This is a genomic window from Rickettsia endosymbiont of Ceutorhynchus obstrictus (assembly GCF_964026565.1).
In the GTDB taxonomy this organism is placed as follows: domain Bacteria; phylum Pseudomonadota; class Alphaproteobacteria; order Rickettsiales; family Rickettsiaceae; genus Rickettsia.
In genome coordinates, this window is the sequence record NZ_OZ032162.1 from 1,726,857 (window position 1) to 1,744,865 (window position 18,009).

Here is an 18,009-nt window from a genome sequence, read left to right on the forward strand (position 1 = left end):
ATTTATAGATGCAACTTAAGTAGTTAAAGTAGGTATGTAGCTGTTGGACGTAAAAGGATATAAAAAGGCTATTTATGTGAATTGTCCAGATAACCGATTTATGTTATAGAATGCTGCAAGGATAATAACAAAAACTTACAAGGGAGTTAATAATATATCGGCTTGTTTTCTTGAGCCTGGAAGATAAATATAACACTGATAAGAAGGAGCGCGGTAATATTATGAATACCGAATATGAACGAATAAGTCGAAAGCTACAGGCATCTATCAGGCGGCTACATTGCCGTATGCATATGTATTAAGCGAGTGTACGACCGTCTCGGACATTTCCCGCATTTTAATAAGACCGGCTAACGAATCGTTATTAATAAGATGATTAAAGGATGACTCGCTTAGTATTTTGCTAATGGTGTTACTACTGTCGCTTATAGATTGGCGTAACTGTCGGAATAAATCGTTATCTTGCGGCTTGGTGCCGCTAAATACTGCCATTGCGTTTGTAGTTACGTCTCTAAACTTTTTTACCGCTACACTCTCGATAATATCGTATATCTCTGTAGTTTTCAGAGCTTCATGGCCTAAAACTATGCCGATTACTTCACGATCAGCGTTTGCTGCTAGCCTCATCCATGTCCCGTAAGTTCTACGCAAATCGTGAACTATTATTTTTTTAAGACCGGCAGCGTTACACAGCTTACTCCAAGCATATTGCGAGCTTTCTATATGTCCGCTTTTGCTTTTTTTGCTTGGAAAGACAAAACCATTATCGTTAATGTTTGGGTCATTAGCGTTTTCTTGCCGTCTTCGGCGTAATATCTCAACTACTGCCGGCGATAAATGTATTTCTTGCGGCTTGCCGTTCTTAGTGCGTTCTATTTGCCACACCGAACCGGCAAAACTGATATTATCCCAACGCATCGCCGCAACGTTGCCGCGTCTGCAACCCGTAAATAATGCCATTAAGAAAAAGTCCGCCATAATGCGGTTCTTCCCTTCTTCTACGGCTTTAAAAAACTTCGGCATTTCTTCCTTGGTAATATAACGGATACGAGGTTTATTTGCCCGATGACGTTCAACCGAAATAGCCGGATTCTTCTCAAGCAGTCGCCACTTAACGCCTTTATTCAATACCGCATTTATTAACGTTAAAAACCTATTAGCCGTTACTTTGCTTATCCTCACGGTCAAGTCATTAAAAACGCTTTGTATGTCTTCCGTCGTGATATCTAACAACTTCCTATCATACAAAGTTTTTGCTTGCCTATTCATCTGCAACACAAGGCGTTCCCAGGTTACGACGTTATGCTTAGCGTAATCATCAATATACCGATTAAAAAGCTCTCTCAAACTCAAGGTACCCTGCAACGCGGCTTTTTGGGCTTTCTTCTCCTTTACGGGATTGATGCCTCTTGCTACTTGGGTTTTTAGCTCAATTGCTTTTATTCTCGCTTCATCGATGGTAATGTAAGGGAATTCACCGAGCTTTATCCTTTCAGGCTTACCGTCAATGGTTTTGTACAGATAAAAAACTTTACTACCGCCGTACGATGCAATAAGGATAAGCCCACGCTCTTTGCTGTCCCTGTAAACCCGTATACCGGTTGCAGGTATAGCAATCTTCGTAAGCCTTTCTTTGGTAAAGTTTATTAATTCCGACATTGCCGCGCTCTTAGTTGATTTCGTTGTTTATTCTTCCCTAGATTGTAAAATGCTAGCAGCTTTTATTTTCAATGTCTAGTAGAAAATACAATAATTTTTAAAAATTTTTTTGTTACGCGAAATAACCCGTTTACGTAGTATAGGGACTTTTACAGTCCTATATACTTTTAAGTATAGGGTGTTATTTTCCAAACTTGAAACACCCCCTTTAAACCCTAATACTAATAAGCTTTGCAGCAGTTCCAAACTTGATTTTTTGCATATAAATATTTCCTAAACTTGAATCCCTGTAAGCTGTTGATTTTCTGGGGTTTTTTAAGGTTTCAAGTTTTGGTTAAGTTTGGGTACTTTCCTAAACTTGATTTCCTTAGTTTTCCTTATCTTCTTGCCTATTCCAGGGCTTTTTTACTATATTTTAATTTCAAGTTTGGGAAACTTCCTAAACTTAAACATAAACTTAAAACCTAAACTTGAATTTTCCTTATTCTTAAGCATGTTCCACGGTTTTCAAGTTATGTTCCACAATTCTAAACTTAAAATTCTTCATTTTCCTCTTCGTTTATTTCTTCTTCGTAAACTCTCCATATTTTAGGGTTTTCTATCGGATGTAATTCCTCGAATTCATGATGTAAATAATGAGTAGGCAAAACTTTTTTTCTGTGTTTCTTACCTAACTGCATATTTTCAAAACACATTAAACCATAATTTGATGTACATTTACCAAAACCATAATCCATAGTGTTTTTAAAAAACTTAATATCCCCTTTCCTTGTTAAAACTTTAATTCTCGACCTAATAGAGTCCTTACTACCTAAACCCTTCTCGCCGTCAAATGCTTCACAAAAGGCATTAATTGAATATGCACGCCCCTTAACGGCTTCTTCCTCCAAGATATCCATAATTAGTTGTTCACGGCGATCGCGCTCGGCATTTAATTTGCTACTATAATGCTGCTTTATAAGCGGTATATTTAAAGGATTTACCTCAACCCATACGCCATTAGTTTTATTAATTATCTTAGTAGGAATTTCTTTGCCGTTACGTAGCTCAAATATTAGGTGCTTGTTATCATTTTCCGGTTCCGGCTTATATAACAATGCTCCGGTAGTGTAGTATCCTCGCAAACTACTTGCGCCGCTAAAAGCTTGAAACGGATCATCTTCAAACTGCATGCGGTTAATCTTTTTTGTATGATGAACTAAAATAACGCCTGCCTTAGGGTTTAATTGATCCCTTAAGGCTTCTATTCTTTCCCGAAGGAAAAACAGCATTGCGTCGTTTTCATTCTCTGTTGCTCCGTCTCTACCGCCGTCAAAAACATTGCGCAATGGATCAACGGCGATGATATCGGGAGCATCATTTAAAACTTTCTTTACGTCTGCCGCTATTATATTTATTCCTTCAGCATCTAATAACAACTTACTAGCCGGTGTAATGTATAAGTTAACTCGTGCCTTATCCATTAACTCCTTAGGTAATTGCATATTTTGTAATCTTTCACGCAAATAGTCATATTCTACTTCCGTTTGATAATAAAATATCTTTAATGGACGAACGGGCTTAAAGCCTAAAAACTCTTGCCCTGCTGCCAAATGCACAAATAACGACAACAAAAAATCACTCTTACCGACCTTAGGCGCACCGCCGAAGACTAATATACCGCGAGGCGTTAATATACGTGGTGCTATTAAATCTTGCGGCAATTCGCTTTGATCTTCTAAAAATCGACCTAGCTGAAATATACTAATTGTTCGACGAGATGCATTATTAGTAATCTTTTTAGCTTCTCCGTATTTCTGTAAATGCAACTTCCATAAGCCGTTAACCTCTTGTTTTATTTTCTCTAACGACCAAGAAGGAACAACATTGGCTAAATTATAGCTATGTATTTCCTCTAAGGTTTGTGCTTCAGTAATTAACCCGTCATGGCAGCGGCGCAACCAGTAGCCTATTATCCTGCTTAACCGGTTGAAACGGCTAGCTTCAACGCTGCCGCCTTCATACACTTTGCTTGTCAAAATATTATTTAAAGGTAAGGAAATATTGTTAATGTTTGGTAAGTTTTTAGTAAAATTCTGGAGATCTAAAGTATTAACACCAATTAACTTTTTAATTCCCTCTACTAATTCCTCAAGCGTATACTCCATGCGACTATATGACCTAATTTTAACAAGCTTCGCAACTCCGCCTTTGTAATAAACCGAGCCTGCTACCCTAATTGGTTGATGCGCTAGCTTAAAATGTAAATCACCGCCCACGGCTAAAGCTATTTTGTGCCGCAACTCTAATAAAATTTTTAAATCCTCACCGCTCGCAGCCTCCATTAATTGCCAATAAACATGCAGCTTAGTATGTCCCTCGCTAGTCATACCTCCCGACTCAACAACCATGCTAGCCTTACCTAAAGCGTTTTCAAGTAATGCTAACTTGCTTTCGGTATCCCCGTCGTCAATATCAATCAGTAGAACCTGCATTTGCTTTATATTGATACTTCCTGCTTCCCCTGTATTTTCAACCACTCCAGGAATTACGTAAAATGCCGTTTGTCGTTGGTTTGTTGTCATAGCAAAATTTAGAGCATTAACAGCCATATCGTCATTTGCTTCAATCCAGATATTGGCAGGGGGCTTATGACTAGCCCCGCCTTTCTCTGCAAATGATCGCAACGGAATTAACCCGTCTAAATAACCGAAGACCAGCCAAAAATAACCTTTAATGTCATCTTTTACGGGTAAAATATCACTCACGGCTTAATCCCCCCAGCATTTAGTTTGATAAGGGCATATTTTGCAGTCAAAAACCTCCTTACTACTAAAGCCCCTAGGTAATGTTTCCCCCGCTTCGGTAGCTTTGATAATGTTAACAGCCTTATCGCTCATCCTTTGCGCTAACTCGGCATCAAACGGGATCAGCTCGGCGTATATTTCGGCAGTATCCTTATTAATTGCCGTAAATAAACAAGGATTCTTAGAAATACCGCAAATTGTTTCCTCCATATAAGCCTGATATAAAGCAATTTGTGCAGCATAGACGGGCTTAGATAATACTAAACCCTTTGTAAATGTCTCTCGCCAGCTCTTATTATTCATGCTTTTAGTTTCCCATAACATCGGGCAAGATATTTTTAAATCTTTATTTTCACGATTTAAATCTTTTATATCAACCGGAACATCTAATATAATGCCGTCAATATGTCCGGCTATTTTGCCGCCTGCTACTGCAAAGCCCAATTGCTTTCCTTGTTCGTCATAAATCAAAAGTTTAAAGCCTGAAAGCTTTAGCCAATCTATCATTAAACGCTCGAATAAATGCCCTATCTCAAAGTTACGTATACGATCGGCATCGTCAATAATTCTAACCTCGCCATTAACTGCTTCAAGATATTCATATTGCAAAGCTCTAAAGCAAGGCACGCCAAGACGTGACGCACCTAAATATTTACGTAGCGGCTCTAAGCTTTTTTCATAACTAAGAGCTTGATTAAGTAACATATTCAAAGTTATCATTACGCCGTTATTTTTAGCGTAATATTTTAAAATCCGGTTAAAATCTAATCTTGTCATATGCGCACCTCTTACCTCCACCCTGCTATGTCTGTTATATTGGCGTTGTTATCCATAAACTTAACATAATCCTTATGGCATGGGTCTAAAGCAACCTTAATAACGTTTTTTTCATTGCCCGACTGATCGACTTCTATATCAATTCTAACTATAAAAAACTCTAACTTCTCTAAATCACCGAAATTGTTAATCTTACGGGCATATTTGGCATGTTCCGAATCCTCCTTATCGCTAAACCCTCTAGCAGAGTTGAGAATAGAGCGTATAAAGCTCCTACCTATCTCGCCCCAGCGGTTATTATTCTTCTCGCTATAAAGTCCGATCATGCTCCAAACTCGACGCTTAGCATATTCACCTGTTAAAATGGTAAATTCGCAATCTAAGTAAATCGCTCCGCTTATATCGTTTTTAGTGGCGTAGCCGCCCGTCCAACCGCTTTCGGCATCGTTATAACCGCCGCGTTTTATTCTAAGATTTACCTTGGCTATTGTCCCTTTCGGGATTAAATCAAAGTTTGCTTGATTAGTCGCAGTATTAAAATCGTAATAGTCCATAATGTTACTCCTTGATTAATTGTTGTTTTTAAAAGCTCGTCATTGCGAGGAGCGTAGCGACGTGGCAATCTAGTTTTAATTTTATGAGATTGCCACGCTCCCTTTAGTCGCTCGCAATGACGACGGGTTATGTGATTTGATTTTGTCCATTAAATTACCCAAATGCGGCGGCTCGATCATTTCCAGCTTCCCCGACCGATCTTTAGCAGGGTAGCCGTAAGGGTTTAAAGTGTGATTAATGAAAGCCCGCGATTCCCCGTTTTCGGTTTTTACCTGTGCCATAGTAATAACCTGGTCAACTATCCCCGGTAACTCATTAGCCGTTTTGCTGCCGTCTATCTGCAAGCCGAATGTCCGACGATTATATTCGTCTTGCTTCTCTTCCAATATCCCGACAAACCAGATATTTTTATTTCTGGCATGTTGTAGATGCGTTAGCCAGGTGATCATTTCTTGACCGTGCAAGCCGTACATACTCCGCACATCTTCCCTGCCGGTTTTCTCACTAATGGCTTGCGGTTGAGATTTACACCATTGCAAACATAAGCGTCCTGCAACTGTTATCGAGTCAATAAAAATAGTCTCGTATTTATCAATAGCGGCAGAATCCCCAAACCTACGGCAAACATCTTCATAATGTGCTTTGCCATAAATGCCGTTGTCCTTAACAGAAGGATTAGCACCGCCGATAAATACCGCAAAGTCTCGGCATCCCTGCCAGGTGCGAGGTCTAACAGAATCACCTTGCCAGCCTTCAACTGCTAAATCCCCAGCCTCAAGATCGAAGAATAACGTAGTTTCCGCCGGTAGAGTCCAGAGAAGGCTAGTTTTGCCGATGCCGTACCCGCCAAATATACAACCCTTAATCCCTCGTTTTTCCGCTAAACGCTCGTCGGCACTAATAATAGGTAATTTACTCATGGCTTACCCCCCATTCCGACATAAGTTGATCTAGCGTAACTGTTTCAAACTTATCATCCTTTAGTTTGGTAAGCTTATAAACAGGGTTGCCGTGTCTAATTATTCTGGCCGGTAGCAGCATATCCTTAAATACCGGCGGTAAGCTGTTATATTTAGCTTCCGGCACGTGGTAATGTACCTCAATATAATCCGATAACTTTCCGCCTCTGGCGAGTATATTGCCGGCAATTTTACTAAGTACGCTTTGCCGCCACTCAACTTGTTTCGGTACGTCGCTAGTTACCTTAAAGCCTCTATCCTCAAGAGAAATAACGCCGGTATCCTCCCCGCAATAGTTACGTTTATTTTGTATACGTGCCTTATATTTAAGAGCTATTGCCCCTTGTAGCCATTGTTTAAGCCGCTTAGCTTTTTCTAGCTCCTCGATAGCTTTCACTAAATGGCGGTGTAAGTCTTCAACGTCATATTTTATTAGTAACCCAATGGGTACTTTTAAAATATTTACTTTTAAAATATTGATGTCGGCTAGTTCTTTCTTCATGTGTTACCTATTTTTAATTGAATTGCGGTAACCGATAGAATGCCGATTTTTTAAAACTTTTCAACCACATGTCAGTTTAATTGACGGAGCTTTCCCTAACGGAAGCCAAATTACCCCCTGAATCTGTCAATTAAATTGACAGATTCACACAAAGTGATTTTTTTAGTTTATATATGATTACAAGGAGGGCAGTACATAGTTGTAAAAGTTGTAAAACGAAAGGTTTTAAAAACTTGTAGGTGTAGTAGATAAGTATCACTGGTTAAATTCCTTAACCTGCAACTAAAATTAAGGTGATTATGAATCTATTAACGTATGCGGACATATATAAGTTGAAACCTTTAGAAGTAGCAAGGTCGCTTGATATGTCACATAGCGAAACTTATAACTACATGTATGAAGGAGTAATACCCAGGCGTATTCCTATGCTAAAGATTGCCGTAAAAACACATGGGTTAGTCGATGCTAATGGTTTTTACGGGATTACTGAACAATTTTTAACGAGAGCATTAAAAGACCCTGAATTTTTAGAAAAGGTATTAAACGACCCAAGATATTTAGACGAAGTATTTAAAGAATAATCAAGAAAATCAAAAGGAGGATTAACATTATGAACCACAAAACAATATTAGCCCTAGACCTCGGCACTATAACCGGCTGGGCTTTACACTACAATAACGGCAGCATTACCTCGGGTACGGAAAACTTTAAAATGGATAATTTTGAAGGCGGCGGGATGGTATTTGTACGCTTGCAACGATGGCTTTCAGAGCTTAGAAGCACTACAAAGGGGTTTGATGAAGTTTATTTTGAACAGGTACGCAGTCACAAGGGAACAGATGCCGCTCATAAATACGGCGGTTTCGTAGCCCACGTAATGGCTTTTTGTGAAATTCATCAAATACCTTATAGAGGTGTGCCGGTCGGTACTATCAAGAAACATATAACAGGCAAAGGCAACGCTACCAAATACGCCGTAATCGATGCAGTCAAAAGCAAGGGCTTTAGTCCCAAGGATGACAACGAAGCCGATAGCTTGGCTTTATTACACTGCATTTTAGCAAAATATAACAAAGGGGAATTATGAAAAACGACAATATAACCACATATGAACAAGCTAGGCAAGATAAACCGGATGGGCGTAGTAGGGAAGAAATTTACGAGTCGATCGTTGAAAATATAAGGAAAATGTATAACGGCAAATTATCGGAAGTAGAAGCACACGAAGCAGCAAGAAGATTAATAGAGTTTTGTAAAATTCTTATGAAGGTACACATTAGATTAAAAAAAGAAAAAAAATAATAAAGCTTAATTGACTTTTTAGGGGAGTTGTATAAAATCATACTCGGAGTAGTTGTAAAACTATTCTGGGGTGTAAGAACCTTAGCATAACCGGTTATAACATCAACCGTATAAAATGATGTTATCCTAGACTTTCTTAGGGTCTGGGAGATAATAGTCATACCAGGGTTTAAGGTACTATACTTTAGACCTAAAAACTATTATAGCTGTGTTATGCGGTTTTCTTAACTCCCCGACCACCTTAAAGCAATTTTTGGTGGTTAAAACTTAATAACTTTAAGTTTAATCAAAATGGGGATATCCAAATGACCGATCAAAATAATCAATCAAATCTAATAACTCCAAAACCTATATTTTCAGCTCCCAAAGCTATAATTTTCTTACACCCTCCTTATGGGCTTGAAAGTGATAAGCTTAGGCAAGGTATTTCTATCAGCTGCAAAAAAGGAAAGCTAAAAATATTAAAAATTATCCAATCTAAAGACTCTTACGATTACCGCGCTTTTTGTAAATTAGTCCGTCGTATAAGCACCTGCCATAACAAACCCGTCACAGTTATAATTGACGACGAGCTTTTAAATACTCCGGTTAATACCATAATGTGGGCGGTATTCGGTACTTTACTCGCCGCAAAGCTCATTACAGTCGTTACTTATAACAAGGATGGCTCTGATATAATATTACGTAAATTAACCAAGTATGAAAGTCGTTTTTTACATCAGGCTACAGCTTATTTTGAAAAATATTATTGTTTTAATTGGAATAAAACTATGGGGAGGGGGTAATAATATGTACGAAAGAAAAAAAGCAACTGAAGCAATTATATTATGTAGGGTATCCTCTAAAGAGCAGGAAGAAGGCTATTCAACCAATGCCCAAAAATATCGTTCACAAGAATATTGTACCCGTAAAGGGTTAGGGATTTTAAAAATCTTTGAATTTACTGAATCGTCCACCGTAGGCAATCGTAAAAAATTTATGGAAGCCATAGAGTTTGCTAAAAAGCAGAAAAAAATAATTGCAGTGGTAACGGATAAGGTGGACAGGCTACAACGTAGTTATAAGGAGACTCCTTTATTAAACAACCTTATCGAAAAAGAAAAAATAGAGCTACATTTTCACACGGAAAATTGTATTATCCATAAATATTCTACATCACAGGAGCGTATGATGTGGAATTTGTTTACTATGATGGCGCAAAATTACGTTGATAGCCTTAAGGATAACATAAACCGCAGTATAGCGCAAAAATTACGAGAAGGTAAATGGGTAAGTACTGCTCCCATGGGTTATCTGCATACTAACGATAAAAAGGGAACCATAGTAATTGACCTTGATAGATCACCTTTGATAAAAAAGATATTTGAAACCTACGCAACAGGCAATTATAACTTACCGGAAATATTGAAAAAAACCAAAGAGTGGGGACTTACTAATGCAAGAGGCAATAAAGGTTATTTAAGTAGATCGCAAATTTTCGAGCTTATTAAGAATCCTTTTTATTATGGAGTAATGAGATTAAAAAAACAGGGCAAAGATTCCCTCATATTTACCCACCAATTATAAACAAAGAGTTATTTGATAAATGCCAAAAGGTACGGCTAGGATGGAAAAGAACGCCGTATAAATTCAGGAATAAGGAATCAATATTTAGAGGCTTAATTAAATGCGCTAATACCGGTAGGGTAGCAACTCCTGACATACGGAGCAAAACTTACAAGAATGGAGAAACTGCAGAGTGGCGATATTTAAGAATATGGGTATCAAAGGAATCTACACAGGCAATATATGTGCCGGAAGAGATAGCCTTAAAGGAAGTGGAAAAAGTCTTTGCATCAATGCAATTATCGCCGCAGATGTTAAGCGAAGTAATAACATATACTAAAGCTAGCGCAAATGCGGAAAAAGATTTTCATAAACGCCGTGTAAGTGAACTTTATAGCGAAGATACAAAAATTAAAACGCGTATGGATAATTTAATGAATTTATTACTTGATGGTGAAATAGACAAAAAAACGCACGAAGAAAAACGCCAGCAATTAATAGAACGACGCAACGATGTAATGAGAGAAATCGGAGCTTATCACAATGCAGATGATGAGTTTACAAAAACGCTAATTTCCTTGGTAGAATTAGCTTCTGACGCCCATAACAAGTTTATAGGTTCAACTGTCGAGGACAAAAGGAGTTTAGTAAATTTAGTATTTGCTAACCTAACATTGAGCAGCGAAAAACTTGATTACTCTCTACGTCCGCCGTTCAATACCGTCGTAAATTTGTCCGAAAATGTCGAATGGTACGGGTGGAGGGACTTGAACCCCCACGCCTTGCGGCACAAGAACCTAAATCTTGCACGTCTACCAGTTCCATCACACCCGCAAAACTTCTTAAGTTAGGAATTTTGTCAAAGAATTATAATACACATCGTATAATTTTTGTAAATCAGTAATTTTTGTATATTCATTAATTTTATGAGCTGTTTCGGATAATAAACCGAATTCAACAACCGGGCAATAGCTTTTAACAAATCTAGCATCGGAAGTACCGCCGCTAGTTGAGAATTTAGGTTTTATATTAGTTGTGCTTGCAACTATTTCGGCGAAATCGGCTATTCTGTCTATAGGGTCTTGAATAAAGCTTTCGGCTGAACTTTTAGCGGTTAATTCATAATTTAATTTATATTCGGTACAATATTTTTCGACAATTCGCTTTATTAGATTTGTTAGACTCTCAGCTGAATGTAGCTCATTAAACCGAATATTAAATCGTGCGGAAGCTTCACCCGGAATTACGTTAGTTATATTATTACCGACATCAATTGAGGTAACGCAACTATTCGAGTGATCAAAAAATGCACCGCCTTCATCAAGTTTAATATTGATAATATCATGCATTATTTTTATTAAACAAGGAAGAGGGTTACGTGCTTTTTGTGGATAAGCAACGTGCCCCTGTTTGCCGTGTAAGTTTAAGTTAAAATTTACGCTACCGCGCCTACCTATTTTAATCGTATCACCTATTTCTTCTTCATTTGTCGGCTCACCGACAATAGCAAAATCAATTTTATGACCTTGATTATAGATGTGTTTTAACATTTCTTTAGTGCCGTATTTTGCTTCACCTTCTTCATCGCCGGTAATTAAAAAACTAATCGAGCCGTTAAGGTTCGGATTATGCTTTATAAAATCCAAACTTGCCGCTAAAAAACAGGCTATCGCCCCTTTCATGTCAACAGCTCCTCTGCCGTATATTTTATCGCCAATTATGTGAGCCGAGAAAGGCGAAGCGTGCCAAAGAGTAAAATCACCGGCAGGTACGACGTCTACATGCCCGACAAAACAAATATTCGGTTTTTTATTGCCGTAAAATCCGTAAAGATTTGTAACTTGCGAGGAGGAGCCACCGAATAATTTTATTTCGGTTTGAAAGCCGTTCTCTTGGAGGAACTTGTCAATATACTCAATAGCTCCGTCACTCTGAGGAGTTACAGACTTAAAACCGATCAAATCTTTTAGGTAGTTAATGTACATCTTTTATTGCCAAAGTGAATCTAGTTTGGTTTTTAATTTTTCTTCAAAAAGCTTTATGGTTTCTTTATTTGCTTCGATCATTGTACGTTCCTTCTCAATTTGCTCTATTATTTCTTGTTGAATATGTAAGGGAGGAATTGGAATTCTATAATTTGATATTTCAGGCACTGTTAATTGTGGCGTACTCGTGCCTAATAATTTAAAATCCATTTTGTTCAAAATATATTCTAGATATTTTACTTCAACATCTTTTTTAGGTATTAATACAATTAATCTAATTATAGGACAAAAAGCCTCATTACGTGCTACTGCATACCCTATAGTTCCTCTCGCAGAAATTGTTACGCATGGTTTATCTACTTTTATAATATTTGTATATCCATATAAACCTTTATTAGTAGTTCCATTTGAATAAATTGGTATTTTATATTTTATAGTTTTATCTTTTGAATAATTATCTTTTGGAACATCACCGCCAGCTTTTAAACTTTCTGCTATATCTGAAATTTTTAACACCTGCCATTCAGAACTTATTTTAAAATTAGGTTTCCAATTATCTATTGCTTGCTTAAGCCCATCTATTATTTTTTGATAACTATCCAATTCCTCAACTATTTTTTGTTGTTCTTCAAAAGGAGGAAGAGGAAGTTGTAGGTTTTGTAAAAAATCAATTCTAATTGAAGGGTAGCTGTCATTTAATATGATATTTTTTGCATCAACACCGACTAATAGGTAAAACAAAAATGCTATCAGAATTTTTGTTTTGTCTACAGTAATGATTGCTAAGTGCGAAGTAACATATCCATCACAGCCCATAATTGCACGATGATTGAGTAAAGTTGAGGCACCACTTTTAGGAAAAAGAATAGAACTTTTTTTAAATAATTTTAATCCTTTTACTCCTTCGTCGTTTAACTTATCAGCAGTTTCTAAAAGGTTGCCAGATATATGAGGCTTTGCAATATCTGAAACCCTGAAAAACGGGTAAATACCATTTTCAAATAAATTATTATTTTGAGGTGCAGAGTTACCGCTTTCAACCTTACTTATCTCTCCAAGTTTTACAAATTTATATTTATTGTTTTTCTGTAATTCCTTATAAAAACTTCCAACCAAATTATACCCGTTATTCTTCACTTTCTCTAAATCTATTATTTCAAACCCGAGTTCAAACATATTAGTCTTTAAGTCAGGATTTTTGTCTACTTTACCAATATCCGAGGAATCAATTTTGTTTAAATCATTTATGCCGTTAATTTTTCTTTTCTTATTGTCTAAGGTAATCCCAATATTTTTGACTTCATAAAACCAATATTCTTTTTGATTATTTGGTTTATGTGCATCGGTAAAATAAAGTATCGATGTTTTTACTCCTGTATAAGGTAAAAAAGTACCTTGCGGCAGAGAAATAACGGCTTGTAGTTTTACTTTCGATAATAAAAATTGTCGTACGGCAGCAATATCTTTTCTGAATAGAAACCCTTCAGGTACTACTAACGCCATCCTGCCGCCTTCTTTCAAATTATGAAGACAATGTAAAACGCAAGCAGCATCACCGTTATTTTTAGCAATACCGTTATAATAAAGAGGAGCTATATAATTCTCTGTTACGGTTTTGCCGTTTTTAATAGTCTTTTTAGTAATTTCCTGGGAGAAAGGCATATTAGTAACGATTATATCAAACTTTAACTGCTGATTAGTTAAAGGTTTAATATAATTAGGATTTTCAAGACTATTTATTTGTTGAATTCCGCTATGTCCGTCACCATGCAAAATCATATTCATTTTGGCGATTCTAGCGGTTGTAGTTATTTCTCGCCCATATAACGTATCAAATTTTAGTCTTTCTAAATCTTCTTGAGTATTAATTATAGTATTTTCTTTAATATAGTTAAAAGCTTCGGTTAAAAACCCACCTGTACCGCAAAAAGGATCATAAATTGTTTCTTTAAATTTAGGATCCACAAGGTTAATAATGGTTTTAACAACATTTCTAGGGGTAAAATATTCTCCTAAGTCATTCTCGGTTGAGGTAGTTTTTTCAAGGAAATATTCAAATGCATCGCCTTTTATATCCGTGTCTATTGTCGATAAAATAAGAGGATCGATTGCATCGATAATATGCCGAAGCGTTTGAGGGTTACCGATAGAAATAGGCGTAAAAACGTCACCGCCATACTTATTTTTAATTTGTTCTATGACATAGCCGTTTATGTAACCGATAATATCTTCATTTGACTGTGCTTTAATAGTATTCCACCAAGATTTTTCATTATTCTCACTAAGCAATTTCAGGAATAATATATTAGCAAATTCACCAAATCTTTCTATTCCGGCTCGCAAGCCTTCGCTTCTTAAAATATTATTTAGATTTTTGAATATCGATATCAACTCATCTCGTGAAACTTTAACTTCCTTAGGGATCGTCCAAGCTTCATTACTATTTGCTTCTAAAAAAGTTAATATCTCTTTTTCTCGCAGTAACTCTCTTACTTCTTCGCCGTTTAATATAAGTTCTTTATTATTTGGAACAAAACGAGCTTCACAATAAGCGCCGTTCATAGCAAATACTAACGGTACATTCAGGGCTTTTGCATATTCCGTAGCTTGTTCTAATGCTAATTTTAAGTCTATTCCGCCTTTTTTCGCTTCAATAATTGCAATCGGTATATCCGTATTACTTTATATATAGTATATAATCCGGTTTTTTTCTGTTTAATTTTTTTCGTTCTGTTTCTAGTTTCGGCTTTTGAAAATAAACATTTTTTTTATTACTATTATCTATATGCCAACCTTTATTTACAAGATTGTTGTTTATAATCCACTCGGTTTGTTGTTCTGCTAGCATGAAATAGCCTGTTTTATGGTAAATTAAACTGTAATATAAAGCATCCTTCTCTACAAGAAACCCTATATACTTTGACAATAATACTTTATTAATCTAAATAATGAGGATTACTATATAGATAATTAAAATTATCTCACCATTATATAAAATATGATTATAAAAGCATAGTAGCTTTGACTTTTTCAATAAACTTAAAATATTATCTAAACTAACAAAGATTACCGATAATAAATATGTCTATAAACAACAAATTAAGAGAATTAATTAAATCCGGTAGTTTTGCCGGTATATTACTCATTATAACATTTGCCTTGGCACTCGTCATTAGCAATAACAGTTTTTTAAATAAATATTATGTTGCATTTGTCTATAGCAATATATTCTTATCGGTAGGGAATTTAAGCCTGCAAACCACTTTTATAGAATTGATTAATGACGGTTTCATGACATTTTTCTTTTTATTAATCGGTTTGGAGATGAAATTTCACTTAGTAGAAGGAGAATATAAAAACAAGAAGAAATTAATATTACCGAGTGCAGCAGCTTTAGGGGGAGTAGTAGCACCGGCATTAATTTACGTATATTTTAATTTTGATCAATCAACGTTAAAAGGCTGGGCTATTCCGATAGCAACCGATACAGCTTTTGTACTCGGTATTTTATCTTTTTTTCATCGTTATACTTCTTTAGAACTTCGAGCTTTTATTATCGGTTTCTCGCTAATTGACGATGCTTTTGCTTTAATTATACTTGCTTTATTTTATACTAAAACAATCTATATGGTGGCCTTATGCGCTTCCTTAGGAATTATAGTTATTTTATCGATACTTAACTATTATCAAGTACAAAAAACCCTTTATTATATGGCAATAGGATTATTGTTATGGATTAGCATGGTTGAGGCCGGTATTCACGGCACATTATGCGGTGCTATTATCGCCCTCTTTATCCCTGTTAACACGGGTAACGTTATTAATAGTTCTTTTAAAAAATTAGAAGAATTAATACGTCCTTTTGTAAATTATTTTATTTTACCTCTATTTGTGTTTATGAATTCCGGTATCGTTTTAAAACATTTTTCGTTTAAGAGCGTATGTTCTAACGTAACCTTTGGAGTAATATTCGGGTTATTTATCGGGAAACAATTAGGTATTATGCTATTTTCATATCCGTTTATTCGGTTAAAATTTTGTGCTTTACCAAAAGATACGTCATGGTTAAAATTCTATGCCATAGCAATTCTCGGCGGCATCGGTTTTACTTTAAGCTTATTTATCGGTAGTATAACTTTTGAATCGGGTTGCCCTTCTAATGCTATGAGAATAGCCGTAATAATAGCCTCTTTGCTATCTGCTTTATTTGGCGTTATAATTTTAAATTATGCCGTTAAATACTCTGCCGATTCAAAATTAGAATAATTTTTTAGATTAGACTTCTTTTCAAACTCGCTTATAGGGAGGAATTTGAAGGAGACACGGAGCGCAGAACCGCAGCATACACGCAAGTAACGTGAGGATTCGAGCCTAGGTGCGACGTACAAATTACCCCTAGAAGTAGAGTTTCGGAAGAAGTCTATTGACAAATTTTTATTTGCTTAATAAAATTCCCCTTATAAAACTTAAATTTCAAAACTTAAATTAAGGCAAATAATTATGCGTTCAACACTTATTACTTTTACATTAATAGCAGTAGCCTTTTTAACCAGCGCCTGCAATACCATGCAAGGTATGGGAAAAGATATGCAAGCAGGCGGGAAAAAGCTTGAGGATTCTGCCGAGAAAAATAAAGGTAAAACGAGTTGTGGCTGCCCAAGGCAATAATTCTATTTTTTAGGGCATGGCTTTCGTTAAGTATTCAAAAGCATTCTTGCAAGAGCAATGTTTGCGTGAAACACAAGCGTTGCAAAAACACCGTCATTGCTAGGAAGCATTGTTGCGTGGATAGGAAATTAATAAAAATCCGTCATGGCGAAGCCACGAAGTGGCTGTGGCCATCCAGGCTATCCCGAATATAATGAGGGATTTGATTAGAATACTAAATAAGTTTAGTATAAAAATATGTTTAACTGGATGGCCACGGCGCCAAAAGGCGCCTCGCCATGACGGTTTGAGTATCCACGCAACAATGCCTAGCGAGAATGACATCGAACACGCTTTAACTTATCCATGCAACAATGCCTTTGCAAGCATAACATCATAAGGTTTATTGTGTAGAAACGCTGTTTTCTTCCCTAAATTCTACAAATCATCCTTATCTTTATCCTTCATACCGTCTTTAAAGGCTTTAAGGCCTTTGGCTAAATCTGCCATAACCTGCGGTAATTTACCAGCACCGAATAATACAAAAATAATCAATAAAATTATTAGAAGGTGGCTAAAACTCATTCCCATTATATTAATTTTCTATTAGAGTTATAAAAAGTTATTATATAACCATTATATAACGAGTTAAGATTAAATATCAATAGAGAAAGAAATGTTTACTAAAAAACAAATAGCAGAGTTTTTTGCAACTTTTTTTTATATAGGCAAAATAAAATACTGCCCGGGTACTTTCGGCTCTCTGGCGGCTTTTCCGCTATGTTACGCCGTTATGTATTTTATTATTACTAGTAAAATCATCTTTTCATTTCCTGCACTTACCCTTGGTGAAGCACAGCTTATAACCTTATTTATAATAACTTTCGGTATATGGGTGATATTATTAATACTAGGCTGTTATTTTACTAAAATATATATAGAATATACAGGACGAGAAGACCCGCAAGAGGTAGTAATAGACGAAGTAGTCGGGCAAATGTTAACTTTAACCCTTTGTTTTTTCTCGGTAGTATTTGTCAACGAATCAAACATAATAAAATATTTAAGTCCTTTAAAAATTAATTTAATTGTACTTTTTATTTTACCGTTTTGTCTATTTCGCATTTTTGATATAATAAAACCATGGCCGATTAATTGGCTTGACCGCAATATTCACGGTGCTACCGGTGTTATGCTGGACGATATAGTAGCCGCAATATTTGCTGCGGTAATGCAATATGCTATTATATTCGTATTAATAGATTGGGCGTAATATACGTCCATTTTCATAG

Annotated in this window: 19 protein-coding genes, 1 tRNA gene and 1 pseudogene; 10 read left to right on the forward strand and 11 right to left on the reverse strand. The window is 36.1% G+C overall.

The window, feature by feature from the left end; all coding sequences use genetic code 11:
- Positions 1–267: 267 nt before the first annotated feature.
- The 6 genes from AAGD64_RS09900 to AAGD64_RS09925 all read right to left on the reverse strand — a co-directional run bounded on the left by AAGD64_RS09900 (position 268) and on the right by AAGD64_RS09925 (position 7,238).
- Entirely contained in the window at positions 268–1,659 is a 1,392-nt protein-coding gene (locus tag AAGD64_RS09900) for a tyrosine-type recombinase/integrase (RefSeq protein ID WP_341793303.1), read from the reverse strand.
- Between the two features lie 533 nt (positions 1,660–2,192).
- Positions 2,193–4,406 (reverse strand): AAA family ATPase, encoded by a 2,214-nt coding sequence (locus tag AAGD64_RS09905; protein WP_341793304.1) that lies wholly within the window; start codon positions 4,404–4,406, stop codon positions 2,193–2,195.
- A gap of 3 nt (positions 4,407–4,409) precedes the next feature.
- Positions 4,410–5,222, reverse strand: coding sequence for a hypothetical protein (locus AAGD64_RS09910; RefSeq protein ID WP_341793305.1), 813 nt, complete (start codon positions 5,220–5,222; stop codon positions 4,410–4,412).
- An 11-nt stretch (positions 5,223–5,233) separates the two neighbouring features.
- Positions 5,234–5,776: a hypothetical protein gene (locus AAGD64_RS09915; RefSeq protein ID WP_341793306.1), complete on the reverse strand. Its 543-nt coding sequence runs from the start codon at positions 5,774–5,776 to the stop codon at positions 5,234–5,236.
- Between the two features lie 81 nt (positions 5,777–5,857).
- On the reverse strand, positions 5,858–6,697 hold the full coding sequence (locus AAGD64_RS09920) for an ATP-binding protein (protein ID WP_341793307.1): 840 nt from the start codon (positions 6,695–6,697) through the stop codon (positions 5,858–5,860).
- The gene (locus tag AAGD64_RS09925) at positions 6,690–7,238 is read right to left on the reverse strand and encodes a hypothetical protein (RefSeq protein ID WP_341793308.1); all 549 of its coding nucleotides are present in this window, start codon (positions 7,236–7,238) and stop codon (positions 6,690–6,692) included. Before AAGD64_RS09925 ends, AAGD64_RS09920 begins: the two co-directional genes overlap by 8 nt.
- Positions 7,239–7,537: 299 nt before the next feature.
- Here AAGD64_RS09925 and AAGD64_RS09930 point away from each other — a divergent pair, with 299 nt between their 5' ends.
- From AAGD64_RS09930 to AAGD64_RS09950, 5 genes are all read left to right on the forward strand, one after another.
- On the forward strand, positions 7,538–7,819 hold the full coding sequence (locus AAGD64_RS09930) for a hypothetical protein (protein ID WP_341793309.1): 282 nt from the start codon (positions 7,538–7,540) through the stop codon (positions 7,817–7,819).
- A gap of 29 nt (positions 7,820–7,848) precedes the next feature.
- Entirely contained in the window at positions 7,849–8,325 is a 477-nt protein-coding gene (locus tag AAGD64_RS09935; RefSeq protein ID WP_341793310.1) for a hypothetical protein, read from the forward strand.
- Positions 8,322–8,540 carry a hypothetical protein gene (locus AAGD64_RS09940; RefSeq protein WP_341793311.1) on the forward strand — a complete coding sequence of 73 codons (219 nt, stop codon included), beginning with the start codon at positions 8,322–8,324 and terminating at the stop codon, positions 8,538–8,540. Before AAGD64_RS09935 ends, AAGD64_RS09940 begins: the two co-directional genes overlap by 4 nt.
- Before the next feature lie 305 nt (positions 8,541–8,845).
- On the forward strand, positions 8,846–9,325 hold the full coding sequence (locus tag AAGD64_RS09945; protein WP_341793312.1) for a hypothetical protein: 480 nt from the start codon (positions 8,846–8,848) through the stop codon (positions 9,323–9,325).
- 4 nt (positions 9,326–9,329) lie between these two features.
- Positions 9,330–10,106, forward strand: coding sequence for a recombinase family protein (locus tag AAGD64_RS09950; protein ID WP_341793313.1), 777 nt, complete (start codon positions 9,330–9,332; stop codon positions 10,104–10,106).
- A gap of 728 nt (positions 10,107–10,834) precedes the next feature.
- Here the strand turns inward: AAGD64_RS09950 and AAGD64_RS09955 are convergent.
- The 4 genes from AAGD64_RS09955 to AAGD64_RS09970 form a co-directional block, all read right to left on the reverse strand.
- A tRNA-Leu gene (locus AAGD64_RS09955) sits at positions 10,835–10,919 on the reverse strand.
- Positions 10,920–10,927: 8 nt separating this feature from the next.
- Positions 10,928–12,070 (reverse strand): succinyl-diaminopimelate desuccinylase, encoded by a 1,143-nt coding sequence (gene dapE / locus AAGD64_RS09960; RefSeq protein ID WP_341793314.1) that lies wholly within the window; start codon positions 12,068–12,070, stop codon positions 10,928–10,930.
- Positions 12,071–12,073: 3 nt separating this feature from the next.
- Entirely contained in the window at positions 12,074–14,632 is a 2,559-nt protein-coding gene (locus AAGD64_RS09965) for an N-6 DNA methylase (RefSeq protein ID WP_341793315.1), read from the reverse strand.
- A 115-nt stretch (positions 14,633–14,747) separates the two neighbouring features.
- The gene (locus AAGD64_RS09970; protein ID WP_341793316.1) at positions 14,748–14,996 is read right to left on the reverse strand and encodes a hypothetical protein; all 249 of its coding nucleotides are present in this window, start codon (positions 14,994–14,996) and stop codon (positions 14,748–14,750) included.
- 155 nt (positions 14,997–15,151) lie between these two features.
- Between AAGD64_RS09970 and nhaA the strand changes: the two genes are divergently transcribed.
- The 4 genes and pseudogenes from nhaA to AAGD64_RS09990 all read left to right on the forward strand — a co-directional run bounded on the left by nhaA (position 15,152) and on the right by AAGD64_RS09990 (position 17,117).
- On the forward strand, positions 15,152–16,336 hold the full coding sequence (gene nhaA / locus AAGD64_RS09975; protein WP_341793317.1) for a Na+/H+ antiporter NhaA: 1,185 nt from the start codon (positions 15,152–15,154) through the stop codon (positions 16,334–16,336).
- 11 nt (positions 16,337–16,347) lie between these two features.
- Positions 16,348–16,498: pseudogene (locus tag AAGD64_RS09980) on the forward strand (palindromic element RPE1 domain-containing protein); the annotation flags it as partial.
- Positions 16,499–16,570: 72 nt separating this feature from the next.
- Positions 16,571–16,738 carry an entericidin A/B family lipoprotein gene (locus AAGD64_RS09985; RefSeq protein ID WP_253308328.1) on the forward strand — a complete coding sequence of 56 codons (168 nt, stop codon included), beginning with the start codon at positions 16,571–16,573 and terminating at the stop codon, positions 16,736–16,738.
- A gap of 160 nt (positions 16,739–16,898) precedes the next feature.
- Positions 16,899–17,117 carry a hypothetical protein gene (locus tag AAGD64_RS09990; RefSeq protein WP_341793318.1) on the forward strand — a complete coding sequence of 73 codons (219 nt, stop codon included), beginning with the start codon at positions 16,899–16,901 and terminating at the stop codon, positions 17,115–17,117.
- Between the two features lie 38 nt (positions 17,118–17,155).
- Here AAGD64_RS09990 and tatA read toward each other — a convergent pair whose 3' ends face one another.
- Positions 17,156–17,308 (reverse strand): twin-arginine translocase TatA/TatE family subunit, encoded by a 153-nt coding sequence (gene tatA / locus AAGD64_RS09995; RefSeq protein ID WP_341793319.1) that lies wholly within the window; start codon positions 17,306–17,308, stop codon positions 17,156–17,158.
- An 85-nt stretch (positions 17,309–17,393) separates the two neighbouring features.
- Between tatA and AAGD64_RS10000 the strand changes: the two genes are divergently transcribed.
- Positions 17,394–17,990, forward strand: a complete 597-nt coding sequence (locus AAGD64_RS10000) for a phosphatidylglycerophosphatase A (RefSeq protein WP_253308326.1) — start codon at positions 17,394–17,396, stop codon at positions 17,988–17,990.
- Positions 17,991–18,009 lie beyond the last annotated feature (19 nt).